Raw genomic sequence first — 23,313 nt, 5'->3', positions numbered from 1 at the left:
GCGGTCAGGACGCTACATTTTTTTACATCCGCCGGGGTCAAGTCTGTTGTTTCGCTGCCGTTAAAGACAAGCGAAGAGATCGATAGCGGAGTCGGACAATGATTGGAATTCCTAATGCGGCGCAGGCGCCACTGCCCCCCGCTTCCGGACCCGGAACCGGTAATGGTGCTGACAGAGCAGGTTCAGGGCGGGAAGCGGCACCCGGTCAGAACAGGAACACTGCAGAGTCTGCAGACAAGGTTACGCTGGGCAATGGCATTCAGTCGCGCTATGACTCGCCCGATCAGGTGCTGAAGAACTTTGACCCACAGGCAGTGGTGGACAATGTCAGCAGCGTGATCGAGCGGGCGCTCGAGCGGGCGGCGGCACAGGGTGCCTCGCAAGAAGAACTGGCGTCCATGAAAGAGGCCGCGCAAAAGGGCATCGACAAGGGTTTCAGTGATGCGCAGGACATTATCAAGGGCCTGGGTCTGATGTCGGATGAACTGGGCGCGGTGATTGACGACGCCCGTGCCGGCATCAATACGCGGCTGGATGATTTCGCGCAGGGCCTGGCCGACCTGGTCAGCACTCAGGCCGCCCAGGGTGTCGAGTCGGCACGTTTCGCCGGGGCCAGCAGCCGGCAGGACAGTTTTTCGTTCTCGGTAACGACCGCCGAAGGTGACGTTGTTACCATCAGCGCCGCCCGGTCGCAGTCCCAGTCACTGGAGCTGATTCAGTCTCAGGGCGAAAATGCACGCGAGTTGGCAGCGACCTGGCAGGACAGGCAGGGCGAACAGTTTTCGCTGATGGTTGAAGGTGACCTCAGCGATGAAGAAATGGCGGCTATCGAGTCACTGCTGGAAGAGGTCGGCCAGATCGCCGACAAGTTCTACAGCGGGCAGTATGAAGCCGCCTTTGACAAGGCTCAGCGGCTGGATCTGGAGGGCGATGCGCTGGTCTCCATGAGCCTCAACATGACCCAGAAAACCATGGCTGTGGCGCAGTACAGCAGCATGGCTGCCATGGGTGATGAAATGACGGGTGGCCGGGCCGAAGACTGGATGATGCCGATCCGCCAGTATGGTCAGGCTCTGAGCGACCTGCAGCGCAACCAGGGCGATCACTGGAACAGCAAGTCGCTGATAGAAGCGCTGAATGCGCATCCCAAGCAGAAGCCGGAACAGCAGAATTTTGCTGAAGTCCTATTGGGCAGACTGGATGGCTGACCCCGGCTGCCGAGGTCGCTATAATGGCGGCCTTGATCACCTGGCTGGAGTAACCAGGCTTGCCCATCGAGCTCACCTTATATGGGACGTCGCACTGTCATCTCTGCGAACAGGCTGAGGCTGTTCTGCTGCCATTCGTGGCTGCCAGTCAGTGTCAGGTTGAGCTGATTGATATTGCCGAGGATGAAAGCCTGCTGACCCTGTACGGTACCCGAATACCGGTCCTGCGGCATGGGCCGACAGGGATCACGCTGGACTGGCCCTTTGATTCGTCTGCCGTGGCCCGACTGCTGCAGGAGTAGGCGGTACACGCTGCCCTGACAGTTCAAGTTGGCGACTGATCGTCGACGGTAGTGCTGCGAATGGAAGCGCTGTGCGGTATTGTAGTGCCAGTAGACCGATACTGCGGTTGTCTTTAGGGGAGTCAAACCCATGTCCAATCTGCTCAGCTCCGTTGACAGCCGCACCAACCTGGTCGGCAGGAACCGGCTCGAGTTGCTGTTGTTCAGCCTGAGAGGTCAGCAGGCCTATGCCATCAATGTGTTCAAGGTCAGGGAAGTGCTCCCGCTGCCCAAGGTTACGGTGATGCCGCATCAGCACCCCAATATTCACGGGGTGGTTCATCTGCGTGGCATGGCGGTGCCGGTGTATGATCTGTCACGGGCTATTGGACTGCGCCCGCTGGACATCAATCCTGATTCCACCATCATTGTGACCGAATACAACAGTGCCGTGCAGGCCTTTGTGGTCGGCAGCGTTGATCGCATCATCAACATGAACTGGGAAGACATCAAACCGCCGCCCAGCGGGTCCGGGCGCCACCATTTCCTGACGGCCATCACCCATGACGAAGACCGCATTGTCGAGATTATCGATGTAGAGAAGGTGTTGTCAGAAGTACAGCCGGCGGTCACCGATATTCCGGCCGGCGTGCTGGAAGAAGAGGTCCTGGCGCAGGCGTCAGGGCGCGAGATACTGATGGTGGATGATTCGCTGACCGCACTGGCCCAGGCCAAGGCAACCTTTGAAAGTATCGGCATTGTGGTACACCAGGCCACCGATGGGGCCAAGGGTCTGGAGCGTCTGCGCGCCTGGGCTGATGCCGGTGAGAATGTAGCGGAAAAATTGCTGATGCTGGTCACCGATGCCGAAATGCCGGTGATGGACGGCTACATGCTGACTACTGAAATCCGCCGGGATCCGCAACTGCGGGATCTCTTTATTGCCCTGCATACCTCCCTGAGCGGCAGCTTCAACGAGGCCATGGTGAAGAAGGTTGGCTGTGACGCCTTCCTGTCCAAATTCCATCCGGAAGACCTGGCCAAACTGGTTCAGGAGCGCATTCGCGCCGTCGCGGATTTGTGATACTCTGCTGGCTCGCCCATGTCGGAGGAGCCCGCAGTGAGGGAGTTGCTGGTTACCGGGTTGTGGACCTATCCCGTCAAGGGTATGGCTGGCAACCCGGTCGCTTCACTTCGTTTCGATGAATCTGGTCCAGTCGACGACCGTCGCTGGATGTTGGTCGATGCGCAGGGGCAGTTCATGTCGCAGCGCAAAACCCCTGTGCTGGGTCTCTTTCACGCCAGTCTGCTCGGGCAGCAGTTGCGTATCACCGCTCCCGATGGAGAGCAGTGCCCGGTCAACCCGGAAGACTGTACTCAGGATACGGAGGTGACGGTCTGGCACGATACCGTGCAGGTGTCAGTGGCATCGCAGGCAGTTAACCAATGGCTTGGTCATTATCTGGATACGCCGGTTCGACTGGTGCGTTATCGTACTGACGCGCCACGAGCGGTGAATGCGCAATGGGCTCGGGGGCAGGTCGGTTTTGCCGATGGGTTTCCGCTTCTGGTCTGCCATGAAGAGTCTCTGCAGGCACTCAATCAGAATGCACCCGTGCCACTGGAAATGGCCCGCTTCAGACCCAATGTGGTGGTCAGCGGCGGCGAGCCCTGGGCCGAGCATGACTGGGCGGCACTGGAGAGCGACCAGCATCGCCTGAACCTGGTCAAACCCTGCGAACGCTGCGCCGTGGTCACCCTGCGCCCTGGCACTGAGGAGCGCACGCCGACAGTGCTGCGCCATATCCTGGCGCACAATGCCATCGGCGGCAAACCGGTGTTCGGTGTCAATGCCATGGCCGGGCTGGCAGAGTCACCCCTGATGCTGGGAGAGATCATGCGTCCTGTGACGCGCTCGACTCAACGGGTTTCCGCAACCTGAAAGCCCGCAAGCGTTCGATCATGTGATCCCCGCCCACCAGTAAACAGGGCGTCAGAACCAGAGTAAGAATCGTCGCAAAGGTCAGTCCGCCCACGATGGCTGTTGACAGCTGTGCCCACCACTGAGAGGCGGGAGCGCCAACGGTTATGGTCCGCGCCAGCAGATCGATATTCAATTGCAGGGCCATGGGCAACAGCCCGAGCACGGTTGTTATTGAAGTCAGCAGCACCGGCCGCAGACGCTGTGCCGCGGTCTTGATGGCGGCATTGGTCGGGCTGTCCCCCTGGCGACGTATCACATTGTAGGTGTCGATCAATACGATATTGTTGTTCACCACAATACCGGCCAGAGCAATGATGGCCACACCCACCATGACAATGCCAAAGGGTTGTCCGGTGAGCAGCAGACCCAGCAACACACCGGCCGAAGAAAACACGATGGCACTCATGATCAGCAACGCCTGATACAGGCTGTTGAACTGCGTTACCAGAATCACGAACATCAGGAAAATGGCCACCATGAAGGCCAGGGACAGGAACTGTGCTGCCTCATCCTGTTCTTCCTGATCGCCCCGGAAGCGGGGCACCACGCTGTCGGGAATCTCACCTGCAGCTCGCATCTCTGCAAACCGACGGCTCATGTCATCGACCAGGTCCGCCACCAGATAATCGGGGGCTGCATTGGCTTCAATGCGGTAGGTCAGATTGCCGTCGGTACGGCGCAAGTCTCCCTCCGGGCTCTGCGCACGACGTTCGATAAAGTTGGACAGTGGAATCTGCTGGCCACCGGCAGTGACGGTCAGCCGGTCGATCATGTCCAGATCGCGACCACTGAACGGGTAGCGCAATCGGATATCGAGTTCTTCATCGGCATCAGCCGGGCGATAGGTACCGATGGTCAGGCCCGTGGTCAGCATCTGCATGGCCGCCCCGACAGATGCAAGGTCAGCGTCAAAGCGACTCGCTGCCTGTCTGTCTATGTCGATCCGCCACTCCAGCCCTTCCAGCGGCAGATTGTTGGATACCTCGACATAGCGGCCGTCACTTTGCAGTTGGCGAGTCAGTTCCCGGGTGGTTTCCGTCAGTGCTGCCAGGTCATTGGAGACCAGATCCAACTGAATATCGACCCCAGCCGTCGGCCCCATCGCCAGCGCCTGTCGCTCGACCACAATCCCCGGGATATGGCGGGTCTCGCGCACAATCTGGTCCATGACCTGAAGTGCCGTGGGTCGGTGTTCCCAGGATACCAGTTCGAGCTGCAATACACCGATGGTATCGGCTGCCTGGTTCTGCATTTCAAAGGCCGAGGTGCGCGTGTTGACGGAACGCACTTCCGGCATCTGCAAGATGTGATTCTCGACCTGTCGTACCAGCACATCGCGTTCATCGAGTGACAGGTTACCGCGTGCGCGCACCACGATGCTGCCAAAGTCCGAATCAATCTCGGGGAAGAATTCCACCCCCTTACCGTACTGGGCATAGAAATAGCCCAGCGAAGCGATGATGAAGATGACGCTCGCCAGCACCAGCAAAGGCACGCGCAGCATTTGCCTGAGCGCCCGAATGTAGAGCCCGGCGGCGCCGGTCATCCGTTCTACATTGCCCTGGTTGGCGGCAATCAGGTTGTTTGCCTTGCGCTGGGAAATGACCGCAGGCTTGCCAATGACCGACCCCAGCGCCGGCATCACGATCAGGGCCACCACCAGTGCGCTGCCCAGCGTCACAATCACGGTGACCGGCATGAAGCCCATGAATTCCCCAACGATGCCGGGCCAGAACAGCAGCGGTGCAAAAACGGCCAGCGTGGTTAGAGTGGACGATATGACCGGCCAGGCCATCCGGGTAGCCGCCTCCCGAAAGGCATTCAGCCTGGGCACACCTGAACTCATCCGCCGGTCGGCGTACTCGGTCACCACAATGGCTCCGTCCACCAGAATGCCCACACACAGAATCAGCGAAAAGAGCACAATGATGTTCAGGGTATGGCCCATGATCGACAGCAGCAGAATGCCGCACAGGAACGAGGCGGGTATGGAGATGCCGACCAGAATGGAGGTGCGGATACCCAGTGTCCAGAGCATGACAATGACCACCAGCAGGGTGGCCAGCCCAACACTGTTGAACAGGTCGGACAGGGTCTCTTCAACCATGACGGACTGATCGGCGGTAAAGCTGACCTGCAGGCCTTCCGGCCATTCGCCTTGCTGCGCTTCCACGACGGCTTTTACATCCCGCACCGTGTCTATGATGTTTTCGCCCACGCGCTTGGTGATTTCCAGCGTCACTGCCGGCTGACCATTGACTCTGGAGTACTGGGTGGCATCGGCATAGGTGCGCTGACCGATGGCAATGTCCTGGAATCGCACCACGGCGTCCTGCGTCGAACGAATGGGCAGATTGAGAATGTCATCCTCGGTCTCTATCAGCCCTGGCACCTTGACCGAAAAGCGACCGGCCCCGGTATCCAGGCTGCCGGCAGTAACCAGTTGGTTGTTGCGCCGAACCTGGTCGACCAGTTCTTCATTGGACAGGTTGTAGCTGGCCATCATGGCCGGATCGACGATGATCTCGGCCAGTTCCTCCCGGATGCCGATGATGGGCGCTTCCAGAACTCCGGGCAGTGCCTCCAGATCCTCCTGCAGACGCTCGGCGATGGTGTAGAGGATGCGATCATCCAGTTCACCGAACAGATTCACATTGAGAATCGGGAACAGCGCCAGATTGATTTCGTTGACGGTCGGGTCGTCGGCGCCGCTGGGCAGGTTGGGTTTGGCCCGATCGACCTTGCGCCTGACATCATCCAGAGCCTGATCAATGTCCACTCCGGTACGGAATTCCATGATGATGGAGGCATGGCCTTCAGTGGCCACAGAGGTGTATTCGCGCAGGCCGTCGAGTCCCCTGATTTCCTGGGCTATCGGGTTGACCAGCATGCGGTCGGCGTCCTGCGGTGAAATGCCTTCCAGCCCCACCGAGACATAAATCCAGGGGACGGTGATGTCCGGCTCGGATTCCCGGGGAATGGTATTGAACGCGTAGGCGCCGGCGACCACGACCAGCGTGAAAAGCAGAAAGACGGTTCTGACCCGGTTCAGCGCGGCATTGATGATGGTTTCCATGCTCAGTTGGCCTCGACCGCGTCAACTGTCTGTCCAACGGCCACGAAGCCCTGGCCCACGGTAATCACCCGCGCCACGTCAGGCAGTCCGGTGACCCAGATGCCATCGGTGGACGATCGCACCAGTTCCACTGCAGAGGAAACGACCCGGTCGTCGGCAGTCAGATGCTTGAGCGCGAGATCCCCCTGTTCGTTCAGACTGAGCAGGGCAGGGGACACGAAGTGCGCCCGGACTGCCGCCAGTGGGAAGCGAATCTCGGCCGTTACCCCGGCCACTGCCGGAGCGGCTTCCGTAGCTTCGATATCCACGGTAAAGGTGCGGGTCTCGGGCCGAGCTCGGGTGCCGATATGGCTGATGCGCCCCATGAATCGATCACCGGTAACCAAAGTGATTTCCGCATCATTGCCCAACGCCAGGCTGCCGATTCTGCTTTCGGACACCTGCGCGCGAATCTTCAGGGGTGAATAGTCGAGTATGCGCACGACTTCGCCGCCGGTGCTGACATAGGAGCCCTGTTCCACAAAGCGCTCTTCGATCACGCCACCGAAGGGGGCATGGATGCGAGTGCGCTCCAGTTGCCGTTCCAGACTGCGCCGGTTGGCCACGGCATCCTCGAACAGAGCTTCTGCTGCCCGCCGATCCGACGTGGTCTGCAGACCGCGTTCCACGAGCCTGCGCACGCCGTCGAGTTCCGCTTCACGCTGACGCTCCAGGGCGCGCGCCGAGAGCAACTGATCGGGCAGGTCACCTTCATCAATGACCGCCAGCAGGTCGCCGCTGCTGACCTGATCGCCCTGGCTGACCGCAATCTGATCAATGGTGCCGGTCACCTGAGCGCGTACCAATACCTCGCGATTGACGCGGGTCTCGCCATTGACGATCAGCGTGCGCGCTGTGTCTTCGGCCAGCAAGGTACGAACCTGTACTCGGGACAACTGATCATCACCCGGGGACTGTACGGAATCAGGGGGAGCCAGATCTGCATCGAGACCCGAGTACATCCACACTGTCAACAGCAACATGATCAGAATGGCCGCGCCCTGGCCGAGGAATCGTTTCATGGAGAATTTCCGTTCAAAATAAGAGGGCTTCGCGACCGAACCACAGACACTGAAGGCATAGTCGCGCTAGTATATGGGGCTGTATGAATTCGGAATCCTGATACTTATCATGTTGACACTTTCTTTACAGTCCCTGCATCATGCCTATGGGTCGGCACCGGTGCTGGAAGGCGTCGACTGGCAGCAGTCCACTGATGAACGCCTGTGCCTGGTCGGCCGCAACGGGGAGGGCAAGAGTACCCTGATGCGGCTGCTGGCCGGTGTGGAAACACCGGACCAGGGGCGTGTCGGTTGGTCTGAAGATGCCGTCATCGGTTATGTGCCGCAGGAACTGCCCAAGCCCAGCGGGGAAACGCTGTACGAATTCATCATGGCCGGCGCCGGTGAAGCCGGCCGCAAACTGCTGGATTACCAGGCCGCGCTGCGGCAGGACCCGGAATCGAAAGCCGTTGAGCGGCTGCAGCAGTGGCTCGATGATCACATGGCCTGGAATCTGGAGCAGCGGGCGGAATCGGCTCTGACCCAGTTTGAACTGCAGGCCGACACGCGGCTGTCGGAGCTGTCCGGTGGCTGGCGACGCAAGGCGCTGGTGGCGCGTGCCCTGATCCTGGACCCCAATGTATTGCTGCTGGACGAACCGACCAACCATCTCGATATCAAAAGCATAGAAGGCCTGGAAAACTGGCTGCGCGATTTTCGCGGGTTGGTGATTTTTATCAGTCACGATCGCCAGTTTATCGATGCCGTGGCCGACCACATCATAGAACTGGATCGCAGCACACTGCATCGATATCCGGCGCCCTATGAAACCTTTCTGGCGGCGCGGGAGGATCGGCTGCGCATCGAGGCCGAGCAGAATGCCGAGTTTGATCGCAGGCTGAAAGCGGAAGAAGTCTGGATTCGTCAGGGTATCAAGGCCCGGCGAACACGTAATGAAGGCCGCGTGCGCCGCCTGCAGGCACTGCGTCAGCAGCGGGCTGAAAGGCGTGAGGTCGGCGGCTCCGCCCGCATGAGCCTGGCCGAGGCCGAACGCAGCGGTCGCCTGGTGTTCGAACTGAAGGATCTGAGTTTCTCCTACCCGGAGCGGCCGATTGTCAGCCATTTCAGTACCGAGGTGATGCGTGGTGACACCGTGGCTCTGCTGGGGCCGAACGGGGTTGGCAAGACCACCCTGGTGCGGCTGCTGCTGGGGCAGTTGGAACCCGACAGCGGACAGGTGCGGGCGGGCACCGGGCTGGAGGTCGCCTACTTCGATCAGGGGCGCCATCAGCTTGACCCTGAGCGTACCGTGATGGACACGGTGTCAGAGGGCCGCGACTTCATCGATATCAACGGCCAGCGGGTGCATATCATCAGCTGGCTGGAGCGCTTTCTGTTCAGCCCGGCACAGGCGCGCAGTCCGGTCAAGACGCTGAGCGGGGGCGAAGCCAATCGTCTGCTGCTGGCCCGGCTGTTCAGTCAGCCAGCCAACCTGCTGGTGCTTGACGAGCCGAGCAACGATCTGGATATCGACACGCTCGAACTGCTGGAAGAACTGATTACCGAGTTTTCCGGTACCGTCATTCTGATCAGTCACGACCGTTACTTTATCGACAATGTGGCAACACGGGTCTGGGGTCTGCCGGGTGGTGGCGAGGTGGTGCCGCTGGTGGGTGGCTACCGGGAGTGGCAGGAATGGCTGCAGCGTCAGCGTGTCACGGGTCACAAAACTACACAAAATACGATTGTAGGGTCGCGCCAGAGTCGGTCTGAGGGCTCCAACCATGCTAGAAAGGGAAAGCGCCCCGGCAAACTGAGTTACAAGATTCAGCGTGAATATGACCAGTTGCCGGCGCACATAGAGCAGCTGGAGCAACTGATTGCAGAGCAGGAACAGGTGGTAGCGGATCCGGCCTTCTATCAGGGTGATCCCGACCAGGTCCACTCGGTACTCGAACAGCTCAGTGAATATCAGGCTCAGCTTGATGCTGCCATGGAGCGCTGGCTGGAACTGGAGGAACAGGTTTCGGGATAGAGGCTGCAAAGACAACAAGAACCGAGGTAGTTATGGCGATTCGATACCGCTTTGAGCTGGCGGACCAGGCGCAGCCCCTGGAGTACATCATTGCAACAGGGCAGGGCGAGACCGGTACCACGCGCGCAGCAGAGCCTGCCCGCTGGACCCGTTTGGCCTATCACCAGTGTTCCAATTGCCCGCTGGACAAGGACCAGGATGCCCGCTGTCCGGCGGCGGTGGATATTCAGCAGGTGGTTGAGGATTTCAGTGCCCTGCCGGCGACGCAGCGGGTTACTGTCACTGTGGAGTCTCCGGCACGGCAATATCACAAGATCACCGGGCTGGAAGAAGGGCTGCGCTCACTGATGGGGCTGCTGATGGCCAATTGCGCCTGTCCGATTCTGAACAAGCTCAAGCCCATGGCCTACACGCATCTGCCGTTTGCATCGCAGGAGGAGTTCATTATCCGCAGCGTGGGCACCTATCTGCTGCGGCAGTACTTCCATCATCAGGCCGACCATCAGGCTGACTGGACCCTGCACGGTCTGGTGGAACTGAACAACGAACTGCAACTGGTGAATCAGGCCATGTGGCAGCGGGTCAACGCCGGCTGTGAAGGCGAATCCAACCTGAAAGCGCTGCTCAGTTTCTTTGCCATGGCGTCCAGTGTGTCCTATTCACTGGAAGCTCAGTTGCAGAAGGTCCGACATGCTTTCATGGCGGAATCGGATATTTCACCCTATGAGGGTGTACGCCCGAGCAACCAGGAGTCGAGCCTGCCATGACCGCCTCCCTGGTTGCCGCCATATTGATACTCAGTGCTGTGGGCTCGCTGCTCTGGGCGCAGCCGAGCAAGAGTGACCGGCGCCGGGCCAGTATGCGTCAGCAGGCCATGCAGGCCGGCTTTTCAGTGACCACGGTATCCGTTCCCGACACCAGTGAGCGCGGCCGCATCGATGGGCAGACCCGCCTGCTGACGGCCTACAAGAAACGGGTACGGGGCAGCACCCGGCCCAGCCTGCCCGAGCTGACCGTGGTGCGCAGCACCGGTGAGAGTGGCATGGGCCTGCCCTATGGCTGGGTCTGGAAAGACCCGACGTTCCGCTTGCGGGGCGCCGAGCAACAGCGGCTCAGTGCGGCCCTGCAGGCGCTGCCGGACTGGGTCGACTGTCTGGTGGTGCTGCCCGACGGCGTGGCTCTGTGCATTGAAGAAAGGGATGCGGATAACAGGATCCAGGCGCTGCAGAGGGTGTTTGCCGAGACGCTGCAGGATCTTTATGAAGTAATTTCATCAAATCCGGTCTGACAACCCTTATCTGCTCGCTATACTGACAGGACTGCCCGGCAGGCATTGACCGACCCGCCGGCTCGGAGCATCTTGTAGCCAGAATTCAAACAAGCGTTTAAATCATGCGTTTGGCGTGGGCAACAGCCCCGTACCCTATAACGTCGACAACGGAGCAACCTTATGATTTTTCAGGGTGAAGCGATTCAGGTGGAGCGCCGGAGCGATGATATCGCTCATATGGTGCTGGACCTGAAAGGAGAATCAGTCAACAAGTTCAATCAGCAGACGCTGAAAGACCTGGATGCGGCACTGAAGGCAATTCAGAAGGAAGAAGGTCTGCGTGGTCTGGTGGCTTCCAGTGCCAAGGATACCTTTGTGGTGGGGGCCGACATCACCGAGTTCGTGACCCTGTTCAAGGCCGAAGAGGAAGTGCTGATCGACGGCCTGGTCAAGACCAATGCCATCTTTTCGGCCCTGGAAGACCTGCCATTCCCGACTGCAGTGGCCATCAACGGCCTGGCGCTCGGCGGCGGTTTCGAATTCTGTCTGTCCTGTGACTTCCGGGTCATGAGCGAGAAAGCCAAGGTGGGTCTGCCCGAAGTCAAGCTGGGCATCTTCCCCGGCTTTGGCGGTACCGTGCGTCTGTCCCGGCTGATCGGCGCCGACAATGCCATCGAGTGGATCTGTACCGGCAGCGAGAAGCGTCCCGATGCCGCCCTGAAGGATGGTGCAGTCAACGCCGTGGTCGCCCACGACAAGGTACTGTCTGCCGCCATTGATCTGGTCAACCGCGCCGCCGAGGGTGAAGTGGACTACAAACAGCGCCGCAGCATCAAGACCAGCGCGCTGGAACTGAACAACATCGAAAGCATGATGTCGTTCGAAACCGCCAAGGGCTATGTGGCCAGCCAGGCCGGGCCGAACTACCCCTCACCGGTACTGGCGGTGAAGACCATTCAGAAGCACGCCGGCATGACGCGGGATGACGCCATCAAGGTCGAGGTGAAGAACTTCGCCTCGGTGGCGCGCGGACCGGTGGCACAGAACCTGGTCAATCTGTTTCTGAACGATCAGGCGCTGAAGAAGACTGCCAAGCAATGGGACGACAAGGCCCGCGAGATCAGGAAAGCCGCTGTACTCGGCGCCGGTATCATGGGCGGCGGCATCGCCTACCAGAGTGCCTCCAAGGGCACGCCGGTGTACATGAAGGACATCAATGACGAAGGGCTCAAAGCCGGCCTGGATGAAGCGGCGAAGCTACTGCGCAAGCAGGTAGATCGCAAGAAGATCGATATCGAGAAGATGGCCAATGTGCTGAACGACATTCGTCCGGTGCTCAGCTATGGCGATTTTGCCAATGTGGATATCGCCGTGGAAGCCGTGGTGGAGAACCCCAAGGTCAAGCATGCCGTGCTGAAAGAAGTCGAAGCTGCGTTGCCCGACCATGCTGTCATTGCGAGCAATACCTCCACCATCTCCATCAACAGCCTGGCCAAGGCGGTCAAGGACCCGAGCCGGTTCTGCGGCATGCACTTTTTCAATCCGGTTCATCGCATGCCACTGGTCGAGGTTATCCGGGGCGAGAAGAGCTCCGATGAAGCCATCGCCACCGTGGTGTCCTATGCTCGCAAGCTGGGCAAATCACCCATCGTGGTCAACGACTGCCCGGGTTTTTATGTCAACCGGGTGCTGTTCCCGTACTTTGCCGGCTTTGCCATGCTGGTGCGTGATGGCGTCGACTTCCAGAAGGTCGACAAGGTGATGGAAAAATTCGGCTGGCCCATGGGCCCGGCCTACCTGCTGGACGTGGTCGGTATCGATACCGGCGTGCATGCCCAGAGCGTCATGGCCGAAGGCTTTCCGGACCGCATGCAGCAGGATTTCCACTCTGCCATGCACCTGATGTACGAAAAGGAGCGTTACGGGCAGAAGAACAGCAAGGGCTTCTACCGCTACGAGCTGGACAAGAAAGGCAAGCCGAAAAAGCTGGTGGATGAAGAAGCCATTGAACTGGTTAACAGTGTTTCGGCAGCCCCGCAGGAGATGGACGCGGATGACATCATCAACCGCATGATGATTCCGATGTGCATCGAGGTGGCGCGCTGTCTGGAAGAGGACATCGTGGCTTCGCCCGCCGATGCGGACATGGGCCTGATCTACGGCCTGGGCTTCCCGCCGTTCCGGGGTGGCATTCTGAAGTATATGGACGATGTGGGTATGGCTGAAATCGTCGCGCGCGCCGACAAACAGGCGGACCTCGGCAACCTGTACAAGGTAACCGACCGCATGCGCGAGATGGCCAAGAACGGCGACACCTACTACCCGCAAGCCTGAGGAGAACCGAATCATGAATCTGAAACCAAATGACGCCGTAATTGTCGATTTCCTGCGCACGCCCATGGGGCGTTCGAAAGGCGGCAGCTTCCGTCACACCCGTGCGGAGAACCTGAGTGCAGCCCTGGTCGACGGCCTGCTGGACCGCAACCCGGATATCGACCCGGCCGAGATCGACGACATCATCTGGGGCTGTGTGAACCAGACTCTGGAACAGGGCTGGAATGTCAGCCGCATGATGCAGTTGCTGACCCGGGTGCCACATACTGTGCCGGCTCAGACCATTTCCCGTCTCTGTGGTTCATCCATGTCGGCGCTGCACATTGCCTCTCAGGGCATTCAATCCGGCAATGGTGAGCTGTTCCTGATCGGTGGCGTGGAGCACATGGGTCACCTGGAAATGATGCACGGGGTTGATCCCAACCCCATGCTGAGCCGCAAGGCTGCCAAGGCCGCCGGCATGATGGGGCTGACCGCCGAGATGCTGGGCAAGATGCATGGCATTACGCGCCAGCAGCAGGATGAATTTGCCTGCCGCTCCCATCAACTGGCGCATCAGGCCACCGAGTCGGGTGCTTTTGGCAAGGAAATCCTGCCCCTGGAAGGCCATGACGCCGATGGCGTGCCATATCTGGTACGACACGATGAAACCATTCGGGCAGATACCACGGTCGAGAAGCTGTCAGAGCTGAAGCCGGTATTCGATCCGAAAGGCGGTACCGTGACCGCCGGTACCTCCTCGCAGATCAGCGACGGCGCTTCTGCCATGCTGATCATGTCCTGGCAGAAGGCGCAAAGCCTGGGTATCAAGCCGCGCGCGGTGGTGCGGGCCATGACCCTCGCCGGTGTTGACCCTTCCATCATGGGTTACGGACCGGTACCGTCATCCAAGAAGGCGCTGAAGCAGCTGGGCATGTCGATCAGTGACATCGACTATGTGGAGCTGAACGAAGCTTTTGCAGCCCAGTCGCTGCCGGTATTGAAGGACCTCAAGCTGCTCGACAGCATGACTGACAAGGTCAACATGCACGGCGGCGCCATTGCGCTGGGCCATCCCTTCGGCTGCAGCGGTGCGCGTATTACCGGCACCCTGCTGAATGTCATGGAGCAAAAGGATGGCCAACTGGGTCTGGCCACCATGTGTATTGGGTTGGGGCAGGGTATCAGTACCGTGATCGAGCGTTTGAACTGAACCTGGACCATGAGCGATAGCTGAAAACGGCCCTTGCGGGCCGTTTTTTGGCGCTCCGTGTTTAGTTGCCAGTCGACTGCTGCTTGCGCGCCGGACTGTCTGCCGGGGGGTCCTGCTTCGTGTCCCCGGGTTTCTCCGCACCCCTGGGTGCGGCTGCCTGCGGCGCCGGTTCCGTTTCGCTTTGCCCCTGATAGGTGCCTGCCTCAGTGGCCAGTGAAGCACTTTCCCGGGCGACAATATCCTCGGCGGACTCATCAGCGTCCGGTCGTTCGTCTTCCGTCAGATCCAGATCTTCCTGCAGCTCGTCACCATCCTCGTGGGAAGAATAGATGCCCCAGATCATTCTGGAAATGCGCTTGATCATGCTGGCCCGTTCCGGGAATCTCAGGCTGGTGGCGACGAGCATTTCCTTGGCGTGCTTGAAGTAGGCGGCTGCTTTCGAGCGCTCACCACTCTCCAGCACCGAGCGACCCTGCTGGATATAGGCGTTGACCTCCGCCTTGAGCAGGCGGATGCGCAGGCGCCTGGCATGATCCAGGGCTTCGCTGTCGCTGATCTCGCCATGTGACTGCATGAGCTTGATCAGCTTGATACCCTTGAACAGCAGTTTTTTCATCTGGTTCAGTTCATGCTCTTCATCGGGCAGTCTGGATTTCTGCTTTTCCAGCGTTTCGGGCAGTTCGGTCAGGAAGGTCTGGGCGGTGGCCAGTTCCCCGTTCGGGTCGCCCTCGACTTCCCCCAGAATATCGAGCCGGGATTTGATCTGGTTGATTCGAAACTGGCCAATGGCTTCCAGCAGCAGGCTGTCGCCGTCATAGGTAATCAGGGCCTGGGCCACGTCATTGATTTCTTCGAGTCGGTGTTTGAACTGGCGCGCCTGTTGTCGCTGCTCCAGTTCTTCCCGTTCGCGTTCGGCGGCCTGGCGTCCCATCCATATTGCGGCCACCAGGATCACGACCAGGAGCATCGTGAAGAGAAAAAACCACATAGAAGGTCCCTGTCAGGTTGTTCAGAGGCCTGTTCAGTCTAGCATCTTTAGCTGTCCAGTCTGCAATTCGACAAGTCTGGTGCTTGACCTCAGCCTTGCAAACCGTTATATCTCGCCGCCTTCAGGGGCATTATCTGCACTTCAGACCATTCCAAGCAAAGGCATTTGTCAGCATTTATGGGAAAGTCGCTAGTCATCGTCGAGTCGCCGGCCAAGGCCAAGACCATCAACAAGTACCTGGGCAATCAGTTTGTCGTGAAGTCCAGTGTCGGTCATATTCGGGACTTGCCAACTTCGGGGCAGGGCAGCAAGGCCGACCCCAAGGAGCGCGCGCGACAGGCTGCGGCGACCAGGGCGTTGCCGCCGGAAGAGAAAGAGCAGTACAAGAAGAAGAAAGCGCATGAACAGCTGATCGCCCGCATGGGTGTCGATCCGGACAACAACTGGTCAGCCCGCTACGAAATACTGCCCGGCAAGGAAAAGGTCGTTGACGAACTGCGTCGCCTGGCCCGGGATGCCGACCAGATCTATCTGGCGACGGACCTTGACCGCGAAGGAGAGGCTATTGCCTGGCATCTGAAAGAAGCCATTGGCGATGTGGCTCCCTACAAGCGGGTGGTATTCAGCGAAATCACCAAGAAAGCCATTCAGGAAGCCTTCTCGCGCCCCAGCGATCTCAATGTCAGTCGCGTGAATGCCCAGCAGGCACGTCGCTTTCTCGACCGCATCGTGGGTTACATGGTGTCGCCGCTGCTGTGGAAGAAGGTGGCACGTGGGCTGTCGGCCGGTCGCGTGCAGAGTGTGGCCGTGCGCCTGATCGTCGAGAAAGAGCAGGACATTCGCAAATTCGTGCCGGAAGAATACTGGGATACCCTGGTGGATACCCGTACGGCCGGACAGGACGCGCTGCAGGTCAAGGTGCACAAGGTTGCGGGTGAGGACTATCGCCCCACCAATGAAGCCGATACACGGCAGCACGAGGAGGCGCTGCGGGCGGCCGGCGCGCTGACCATTGCCGATCGTTCCGATCGTCCGACCCAGTCACGTCCGCATGCGCCCTTTATTACGTCGACGCTGCAGCAGGCGGCCAGCAACCGCCTGGGCTTCAGCGTCAAGAAAACCATGATGATGGCGCAGCGCCTGTATGAGGCCGGCCACATCACCTACATGCGTACCGACTCCACCAATCTGAGTGCGGATGCGGTGGAAACGGTGCGCACGTTGATTCGGGATGAATACGGTCAGCCGTATCTGCCGGAAAAGCCGAATCGCTACAGCAGTCAGGACGGTGCCCAGGAAGCTCACGAAGCCATTCGTCCGACGGATGCCACGCGTCGCAGCGCTGCCCTGCAGGATATGGAACAGGATGCCCTGCGCCTGTACGACCTGATCTGGCGCCGCTTTGTAGCCTGCCAGATGACCCCGGCCCAGTACCTGAGCACCGCCATTACGGCTGAAGCGGGCAGCTATCAGCTGCGCGCCAAGGGCCGTATTCTGAAGTTTGACGGTTACACCCGCGTCATGTCGGTACCACGCAGCAACGAAGATCAGGAGTTGCCCGACGTCAAGGTGGGTGAGAACCTGGCCGTGGATGCGATCAACAGTCAGCAGCACTTTACCAAGCCGCCGGCGCGCTTTACCGAAGCCACGCTGGTCAAGGAACTCGAGAAACGCGGTATCGGTCGCCCGTCGACCTATGCCTCCATTATCTCGACCATTCAGGACCGGGGTTACGTCAAGCTTGAGAATCGGCGCTTCTATGCCGAGAAGATGGGCGAGATCGTGACCCATCGTCTGGCCGAAAGCTTTACCGACCTGATGAATTTCGATTTTACCGCGCGCATGGAAGAGACGCTGGATGGCATTGCCAATGGCGAGCGCAACTGGAAAGAAGAACTGGACCGTTTCTATCGCGATTTCAGCCAGCAGCTTGAGCGCGCCGACAGCGCCGAGCAGGGCATGCGGGCCAATGCGCCGACGGCGACAGATATCGAATGTCCGGCCTGTGGCCGACACATGATGATCCGCACCGGCAGTACCGGTGTGTTCCTGGGCTGTTCAGGCTACAACCTGCCGCCCAAGGAGCGCTGCAAGCAGACGCTGAATCTCCTGCCGGCCGATGACTTCGTGGAAGATCAGAACGATGACGAGGCAGAGGCCCGTGAACTGCGGCAGAAGCGCCGCTGTCACAAGTGCGAAGCGTCAATGGATGCCTACATTCTGGACGAAGGCCGCAAGCTGCACATCTGTGGCAACAATCCGGACTGTGACGGCTTCCAGATGGAAACCGGGCGCTTCCGGCTCAAGGGCTATGACGGCCCGACCCTGGAATGCGACAAGTGCGGCTCCGAAATGCAGCTGAAGACAGGCCGTTTCGGCAAGTACTTCGACTGCACCAACAGCGAATGCAGGAATACGCGCAAACTGCTGCGCAACGGAGAGCCGGCACCACCCAAGATGGATCCGGTGCCGATGCCGGAGCTGCAGTGCCAGAAGGTGGATGACACCTATGTGCTGCGTGATGGCGCCGCCGGTCTGTTCCTGGCCGCCAGCCAGTTTCCCAAGAACCGGGAAACCCGGGCACCGCTGCTGCAGGAGATTCTGCCGCACAAGGACGAGATCGATCCGAAATACAGCTATCTGTTTTCCGGCCCGACCGAGGATGATCAGGGCAACCCGACGCTGATCCGCTACGCCAGGAAAACGCAGGAACACTACCTGTCTTCCGAAAAGGAAGGCAAGGATACCAAGTGGCGCGCCTTCTGCGAGAACGGGCGCTGGGTAGAACAGAAGCCGAAGAAAAAGGCCGCAGCGAAGAAAAAGCCTGTAGCCAAAAAGGCAACTGCGAGAAAGAGCACGGGCAAGGGGTCCAGCAAGTCGACCGCCTGACCTGACTTGAGTCCGTCCGGGCCGAGTGGCACCGACAGACACAAAAAAGCCTCCGCAAGGGAGGCTTTTTGTTGCGCGACAGGCTGGCTGTCGTCAGCGTTTCGGCATGGGTCGCTGCGTCTCGCCCGTGTACAACTGACGCGGACGCCCGATACGATACTTGCCTTCTACCAGTTCCTTCCAGTGGGCAATCCAGCCCGGCGTACGCCCGATGGCAAAGATGACCGTGAACATGGACGTCGGAATGCCGATGGCACGCAGAATAATGCCGGAATAGAAGTCGACATTGGGGAACAGCTTGCGTTCGACGAAATAGTCGTCTTCCAGCGCAATCTTCTCCAGCCGGGTGGCAATCCGCAGCAGCGGGTCATTGCGCACGCCCAGTTCGGCCAGCACGTTGTCGCAGTGCTGCTTCATCACTTTGGCCCTGGGGTCGTAGTTCTTGTAGACCCGGTGCCCGAAGCCCATCAGGCGGAACGGGTCATCCTTGTCCTTGGCCTTCTCGATAAAGGTTTCGATATTGTCTTCATGGCCGATTTCTTCCAGCATCGCCAGTACCGCCTCGTTGGCACCGCCGTGAGCTGGCCCCCAGAGCGCTGCAATGCCCGACGAGATACAGGCGAATGGGTTGGCCCCGGTCGAGCCGGTCAGCCGTACAGTGGAAGTGGAGGCGTTCTGCTCGTGATCTGCGTGCAAGATGAAAATCTTGTCCATGGCCTTGGCCAGCACCGGGTTGACCTGGTATTCCTCACAGGGGTTGGAGAACATCATGTAGAGGAAATTGCTGGCATAGTCCAGATCATTGCGCGGATAGGCAAAGGGCTGGCCGATGGTGTACTTGTACACCATGGCGGCAATGGTCGGCATCTTGGAGATCAGGCGGTGGGCAGTGATCTCGCGGTGCTCCGGGTCCGTGATGTCCAGCGAGTCGTGGTAGAACGCTGCCAGGGCACCGACTACCGCCACCATGATGGCCATGGGGTGCGAGTCGCGACGGAAACCGTGGAAGAAGCTGTGAATCTGCTCGTGCACCATGGTGTGGTGGGTGATGGTGGAACGGAATTCTTCAATCTGCTCGGCCGTTGGCAGCTCTCCGTACAGCAGCAGGAAGCAGGTTTCGAGATAGTCGGCGTTCTCTGCCAGTTCCTCGATAGGGTATCCCCGGTGCAGCAGCAGGCCCTTGCCGCCGTCAATATAGGTGATGTTGGATTCGCAGGACGCGGTGGAAACGAAGCCAGGGTCATAGGTGAACAGACCTTTCTTGACCAGGTTTCTGACATCCACGACGTCCGGACCCATCGTGCCCGAGTAGACGGGTAGTTCAATGGGCTCCATGCCGTCTATGGTCAGCGTTGCTTTCTTATCTGCCATGGGGGCCTCCTAAGGCTCTTCTAGTCGTTGTGTCGCCGGAATTCTACCAGAATCTGACAACAGAGCTTTGAAAAATCCGCACAACTATAGAGTCAGGCCTCCGTTTGTCAAATCAGTCATTGGTAGAACCGCATAGGGTGCATAGTGCCGCGCTATGGTAACGAGCACCCCAGCGGTGCAAACCCTGATGCCTTGCACCGTTTTGGTCATGCGGCACCCTGGTCCAGGTGCCACTTTGGTCGCAGGCGTTCGTCAGGCATTTGTAATTGCCGGGGGCGGGCACTATAATCGCCCCAGTTTTCTGGACCCCGCCTGAAAGCCCGACTTACTCAGGGGTTTCGGGCGGTCCTGGCCCCCCTGGGCTTCGTGTGCATGGCACCGAAAGGTGTGCGGCACCCTCACCCAAAAAGAGAGAGAGCGTCTTCAGCCGTGAAAGCAGACAGACCCGTTAATCTTGAACTCACGACCATCTCCTTCCCGATCACTGCCATCACTTCCATACTGCATCGAATTTCCGGTATTGCCTTTTTTGTAGGCGCTGCCTTTGCCGTGTGGTTTCTGCAGGCATCCCTGTCTTCCCCCGAAGGCTTCGCGACCGCAACTGCGGCTGCCGAGCACTGGCTGGGCAAGCTGATCCTTTGGGGTCTGCTGGCAGCTCTGGCCTATCACTTCGTGATGGGTATCAAGCACCTGATCATGGACACCGGCATCGGTGAAACCCTCGAAGGCGGCAAACTGATGTCTCAGCTTGCCGTGCTGATCAGCATCGTTCTCATTGTTCTGGCAGGAGTCTGGGTATGGTAAAGAACATCACCAGTTTTACCGGAAATGGTGTGGCCGACTGGCTGGTACAGCGCGTATCTGCAGTTATCCTGGCCGCCTACACGCTGTTTCTTGTGGTCTGGTTTCTGGCTCTGCCGGAATGGTCGTATGAGGCCTGGAGTGGCCTGTTTGCCCAAGGGTGGATGAAGATCTTTACGGTACTGGCCGTGCTCTCCTTTGTAGCGCATGCCTGGATCGGCATCTGGACCGCCACCACAGATTATCTGAAGAGCAATACGGCTGTGCGGATCCTGGTGCAGTTGGCTGTCATTCTGGTGCTCTTTATCTATCTGATTGTTACCTTCGACGCAGTTTGGGGTGTGTAACTGACATGAGCAATATCAGAACCATGGATTTTGACGCCGTCATCGTGGGCGGTGGTGGTGCAGGCCTGCGTGCAGCCCTGCAATTGGCGGAATCAGGCTTCAAGACTGCGGTCGTGTCGAAGGTTTTTCCGACCCGCTCACACACTGTTTCCGCCCAGGGCGGCATCACCTGTGCCATTGCCAGTTCGGACCCGAATGATGACTGGCGCTGGCACATGTACGACACCGTCAAGGGCTCCGACTATATCGGTGACCAGGAAGCCATCGAATACATGTGCAGTGTCGGCCCGCAGGCGGTGTTCGAACTGGACCATATGGGGCTGCCGTTCTCCCGTACGGAGAATGGCCGCATCTACCAGCGCCCCTTTGGTGGTCAGTCGAAGGATTTCGGCAAGGGCGGGCAGGCTGCCCGTACCTGTGCCGCTGCCGACCGGACTGGTCACGCCCTGTTGCATACCCTGTATCAGGGCAATCTGAAGGCCGGCACCAACTTCCTCAATGAATGGTATGCGGTCGATCTGGTCAGGAACCAGGATGACACCGTAGTGGGCGTGACAGCCATCTGTATTGAAACCGGCGAGCAGGTCTACCTGAAGGCACGTGCGACTGTGTTTGCCACTGGTGGTGCCGGGCGCATCTATGCTTCCACAACCAATGCGCTGATCAATACCGGCGACGGCATCGGCATGGCGCTGCGCGCCGGCTACCCGGTGCAGGACATGGAAATGTGGCAGTTCCACCCGACCGGTATCCACGGTGCCGGCACCCTGGTCACCGAAGGCTGTCGGGGTGAGGGCGGCTATCTGATCAACAAGGATGGCGAGCGCTTCATGGAGCGTTACGCGCCCAACGCCAAAGATCTGGCCGGCCGCGACGTCGTCGCTCGTTCGATGATTCTGGAAATTCTGGAAGGGCGGGGCTGTGGTCCGGACGGCGACCATGTGTACCTGAAGCTGGATCACCTGGGTGAGAAGGTTCTGAACGAAAAGCTGCCGGGCATTCTCGAACTGTCACGCACCTTTGCGCATGCCGACCCGGTGAAGGAACCCATTCCGGTGGTGCCAACCTGTCACTACATGATGGGTGGCATCCCGACCAATATCGGCGGGCAGGCGCTGATGCAGGACAAGGACGGCAATGACCAGATCATCAATGGTCTCTATGCCTGTGGTGAGGCGGCCTGCGTATCCGTGCACGGCGCCAACCGTCTGGGCGGCAATTCGCTGCTGGATCTGGTGGTCTTCGGACGCGCTGCCGGTCTGGCCATCGACAAGTCTCTGCGCGAGGGCTATGAATCCCGCGCGGCCTCACAGAGCGACATTGATGCTGCCACAGCCCGCCTGCAGGAGATAGAGAGCCGCAAGACAGGCGAGAAAGTGGCTGATGTCCGCAAGGATCTGCAGAACACCATGCAGCTTTATTTCGGCGTGTTCCGCGAAGGCAAGAGCATGCAGGAAGGCCGCAAGAAACTGGAAGAGCTGCGTGAGCGGGTCAACAACGTGGTGCTGGAAGACAAGAGTCAGGCCTTCAATACCGCTCGTATCGAGGCGCTGGAGTTGACCAACCTGCTGGAAGTGGCGGAAGCCACCGCGGTTGCAGCGGAGGTGCGCACCGAGAGCCGCGGTGCCCACGCCCGTGAAGATTACACCGAGCGGGATGACGAGAACTGGCTGTGTCACACCATGTTCTACCCGGCCGACAAGTCTATCCGCAAGCGTGATGTGAACTTTGCCCCGACCACGGTCGAGACGTTCGAACCCATGATTCGGACCTACTAGGAGTATCAGGCATGCAGGTATCAGTGTATCGCTACAACCCGGAAACGGATCAGAAACCCTACATGCAGGACTACACGCTGGATCTGCCGGAAGGCAAGGATCTGATGGTTCTGGATGTACTCAACCTGCTGAAAGAGCAGGACGTGACATTGTCCTTCCGGCGTTCCTGCCGGGAGGGTGTCTGCGGCTCCGACGGCATGAACATCAACGGCCGTAACGGCCTGGCCTGTATTACGCCGATGTCAGAGGCGCTGAACGGCAAGAAAAAGCTGGTATTGCGGCCCTTGCCCGGCCTGCCGGTCATTCGTGACTTGGTGATTGACATGTCGCTGTTCTACCAGCAGTACGAGAAGGTCAAGCCGTATCTGCAGAACAACGAGCCGGCGCCGGCCATTGAGCGTCTGCAGTCGCCCGAAGACCGGGCCAAGCTTGATGGCCTTTATGAGTGTATACTCTGTGCCTGTTGTTCCACTTCCTGCCCGTCTTTCTGGTGGAATCCGGAGCGGTTCGTGGGGCCGGCGGGGCTGCTGCAGGCCTATCGTTTCCTGGCTGACAGTCGGGACAACGCCACCGAAGAACGTCTTTCGGAACTGGATGATCCCTTCAGCGTATTCCGCTGTCGCGGTATCATGAACTGTGTGAACGTCTGTCCCAAGGGGTTGAACCCGACCCGGGCCATTGGCCACATTCGTTCCATGCTTTTGAAGAATGCGACCTGA

18 protein-coding genes are annotated in these 23,313 nt (G+C 59.2%); 14 read left to right on the top strand and 4 right to left on the bottom strand.

Annotation, left to right across the window (positions count from 1 at the left end):
• Positions 1-98 precede the first annotated feature (98 nt).
• The 4 genes from E4656_RS04710 (at position 99) to E4656_RS04695 (ending at position 3,431) form a co-directional block, all read left to right on the top strand.
• Entirely contained in the window at positions 99-1,208 is a 1,110-nt protein-coding gene (locus E4656_RS04710; protein ID WP_135481606.1) for a DUF5610 domain-containing protein, read from the top strand.
• 59 nt (positions 1,209-1,267) lie between these two features.
• Entirely contained in the window at positions 1,268-1,510 is a 243-nt protein-coding gene (locus E4656_RS04705) for a glutaredoxin family protein (protein ID WP_135481604.1), read from the top strand.
• 130 nt (positions 1,511-1,640) lie between these two features.
• Positions 1,641-2,573, top strand: coding sequence for a chemotaxis protein (locus E4656_RS04700; RefSeq protein ID WP_135481603.1), 933 nt, complete (start codon positions 1,641-1,643; stop codon positions 2,571-2,573).
• 36 nt (positions 2,574-2,609) lie between these two features.
• On the top strand, positions 2,610-3,431 hold the full coding sequence (locus E4656_RS04695; RefSeq protein ID WP_167855935.1) for an MOSC domain-containing protein: 822 nt from the start codon (positions 2,610-2,612) through the stop codon (positions 3,429-3,431).
• On the opposite strand, the gene E4656_RS04690 is transcribed toward E4656_RS04695, so the two are convergent.
• Both E4656_RS04690 and E4656_RS04685 read right to left on the bottom strand, forming a co-directional pair.
• Complete coding sequence (locus E4656_RS04690) at positions 3,385-6,549, bottom strand: efflux RND transporter permease subunit (RefSeq protein WP_167855934.1); 3,165 nt, start codon at positions 6,547-6,549, stop codon at positions 3,385-3,387. The genes E4656_RS04695 and E4656_RS04690 overlap by 47 nt on opposite strands.
• A gap of 2 nt (positions 6,550-6,551) precedes the next feature.
• On the bottom strand, positions 6,552-7,610 hold the full coding sequence (locus E4656_RS04685; RefSeq protein WP_135481599.1) for an efflux RND transporter periplasmic adaptor subunit: 1,059 nt from the start codon (positions 7,608-7,610) through the stop codon (positions 6,552-6,554).
• A gap of 109 nt (positions 7,611-7,719) precedes the next feature.
• Between E4656_RS04685 and E4656_RS04680 the strand changes: the two genes are divergently transcribed.
• The 5 genes from E4656_RS04680 to fadA all read left to right on the top strand — a co-directional run bounded on the left by E4656_RS04680 (position 7,720) and on the right by fadA (position 14,420).
• Positions 7,720-9,624: an ATP-binding cassette domain-containing protein gene (locus tag E4656_RS04680; RefSeq protein WP_135481597.1), complete on the top strand. Its 1,905-nt coding sequence runs from the start codon at positions 7,720-7,722 to the stop codon at positions 9,622-9,624.
• A 32-nt stretch (positions 9,625-9,656) separates the two neighbouring features.
• Positions 9,657-10,391, top strand: a complete 735-nt coding sequence (locus E4656_RS04675) for a DUF6901 family protein (protein ID WP_205849092.1) — start codon at positions 9,657-9,659, stop codon at positions 10,389-10,391.
• Positions 10,388-10,912 (top strand): hypothetical protein, encoded by a 525-nt coding sequence (locus E4656_RS04670; protein WP_135481596.1) that lies wholly within the window; start codon positions 10,388-10,390, stop codon positions 10,910-10,912. The genes E4656_RS04675 and E4656_RS04670 overlap by 4 nt, the downstream gene beginning before the upstream one ends.
• A gap of 162 nt (positions 10,913-11,074) precedes the next feature.
• Positions 11,075-13,228, top strand: coding sequence for a fatty acid oxidation complex subunit alpha FadB (gene fadB, locus E4656_RS04665; RefSeq protein WP_135481594.1), 2,154 nt, complete (start codon positions 11,075-11,077; stop codon positions 13,226-13,228).
• A 13-nt stretch (positions 13,229-13,241) separates the two neighbouring features.
• Entirely contained in the window at positions 13,242-14,420 is a 1,179-nt protein-coding gene (gene fadA, locus E4656_RS04660) for an acetyl-CoA C-acyltransferase FadA (protein WP_135481592.1), read from the top strand.
• A gap of 61 nt (positions 14,421-14,481) precedes the next feature.
• Here the strand turns inward: fadA and E4656_RS04655 are convergent, their stop codons facing one another.
• The gene (locus E4656_RS04655; RefSeq protein WP_135481590.1) at positions 14,482-15,408 is read right to left on the bottom strand and encodes a hypothetical protein; all 927 of its coding nucleotides are present in this window, start codon (positions 15,406-15,408) and stop codon (positions 14,482-14,484) included.
• A 177-nt stretch (positions 15,409-15,585) separates the two neighbouring features.
• Between E4656_RS04655 and topA the strand changes: the two genes are divergently transcribed.
• Positions 15,586-18,297 (top strand): type I DNA topoisomerase, encoded by a 2,712-nt coding sequence (gene topA, locus E4656_RS04650; RefSeq protein ID WP_135481588.1) that lies wholly within the window; start codon positions 15,586-15,588, stop codon positions 18,295-18,297.
• Between the two features lie 93 nt (positions 18,298-18,390).
• Here topA and gltA read toward each other — a convergent pair whose 3' ends face one another.
• Complete coding sequence (gene gltA, locus E4656_RS04645) at positions 18,391-19,668, bottom strand: citrate synthase (RefSeq protein ID WP_135481586.1); 1,278 nt, start codon at positions 19,666-19,668, stop codon at positions 18,391-18,393.
• Positions 19,669-20,097: 429 nt separating this feature from the next.
• Here gltA and sdhC point away from each other — a divergent pair, with 429 nt between their 5' ends.
• The 4 genes from sdhC to E4656_RS04625 are packed head-to-tail and all read left to right on the top strand — an operon-like array spanning position 20,098 to position 23,313.
• Positions 20,098-20,472: a succinate dehydrogenase, cytochrome b556 subunit gene (gene sdhC, locus E4656_RS04640; RefSeq protein ID WP_135481585.1), complete on the top strand. Its 375-nt coding sequence runs from the start codon at positions 20,098-20,100 to the stop codon at positions 20,470-20,472.
• The gene (gene sdhD / locus E4656_RS04635; RefSeq protein WP_135481583.1) at positions 20,466-20,816 is read left to right on the top strand and encodes a succinate dehydrogenase, hydrophobic membrane anchor protein; all 351 of its coding nucleotides are present in this window, start codon (positions 20,466-20,468) and stop codon (positions 20,814-20,816) included. The genes sdhC and sdhD overlap by 7 nt, the downstream gene beginning before the upstream one ends.
• Positions 20,817-20,821: 5 nt before the next feature.
• Positions 20,822-22,594 carry a succinate dehydrogenase flavoprotein subunit gene (gene sdhA, locus E4656_RS04630; protein WP_135481581.1) on the top strand — a complete coding sequence of 591 codons (1,773 nt, stop codon included), beginning with the start codon at positions 20,822-20,824 and terminating at the stop codon, positions 22,592-22,594.
• 11 nt (positions 22,595-22,605) lie between these two features.
• On the top strand, positions 22,606-23,313 hold the full coding sequence (locus E4656_RS04625; RefSeq protein ID WP_135481579.1) for a succinate dehydrogenase iron-sulfur subunit: 708 nt from the start codon (positions 22,606-22,608) through the stop codon (positions 23,311-23,313).

The sequence above is a fragment of the Natronospirillum operosum genome (genome assembly GCF_004768465.1).
Lineage (GTDB): Bacteria > Pseudomonadota > Gammaproteobacteria > Pseudomonadales > Natronospirillaceae > Natronospirillum > Natronospirillum operosum.
This window is presented reverse-complemented; position numbering and strand designations above follow the sequence as displayed.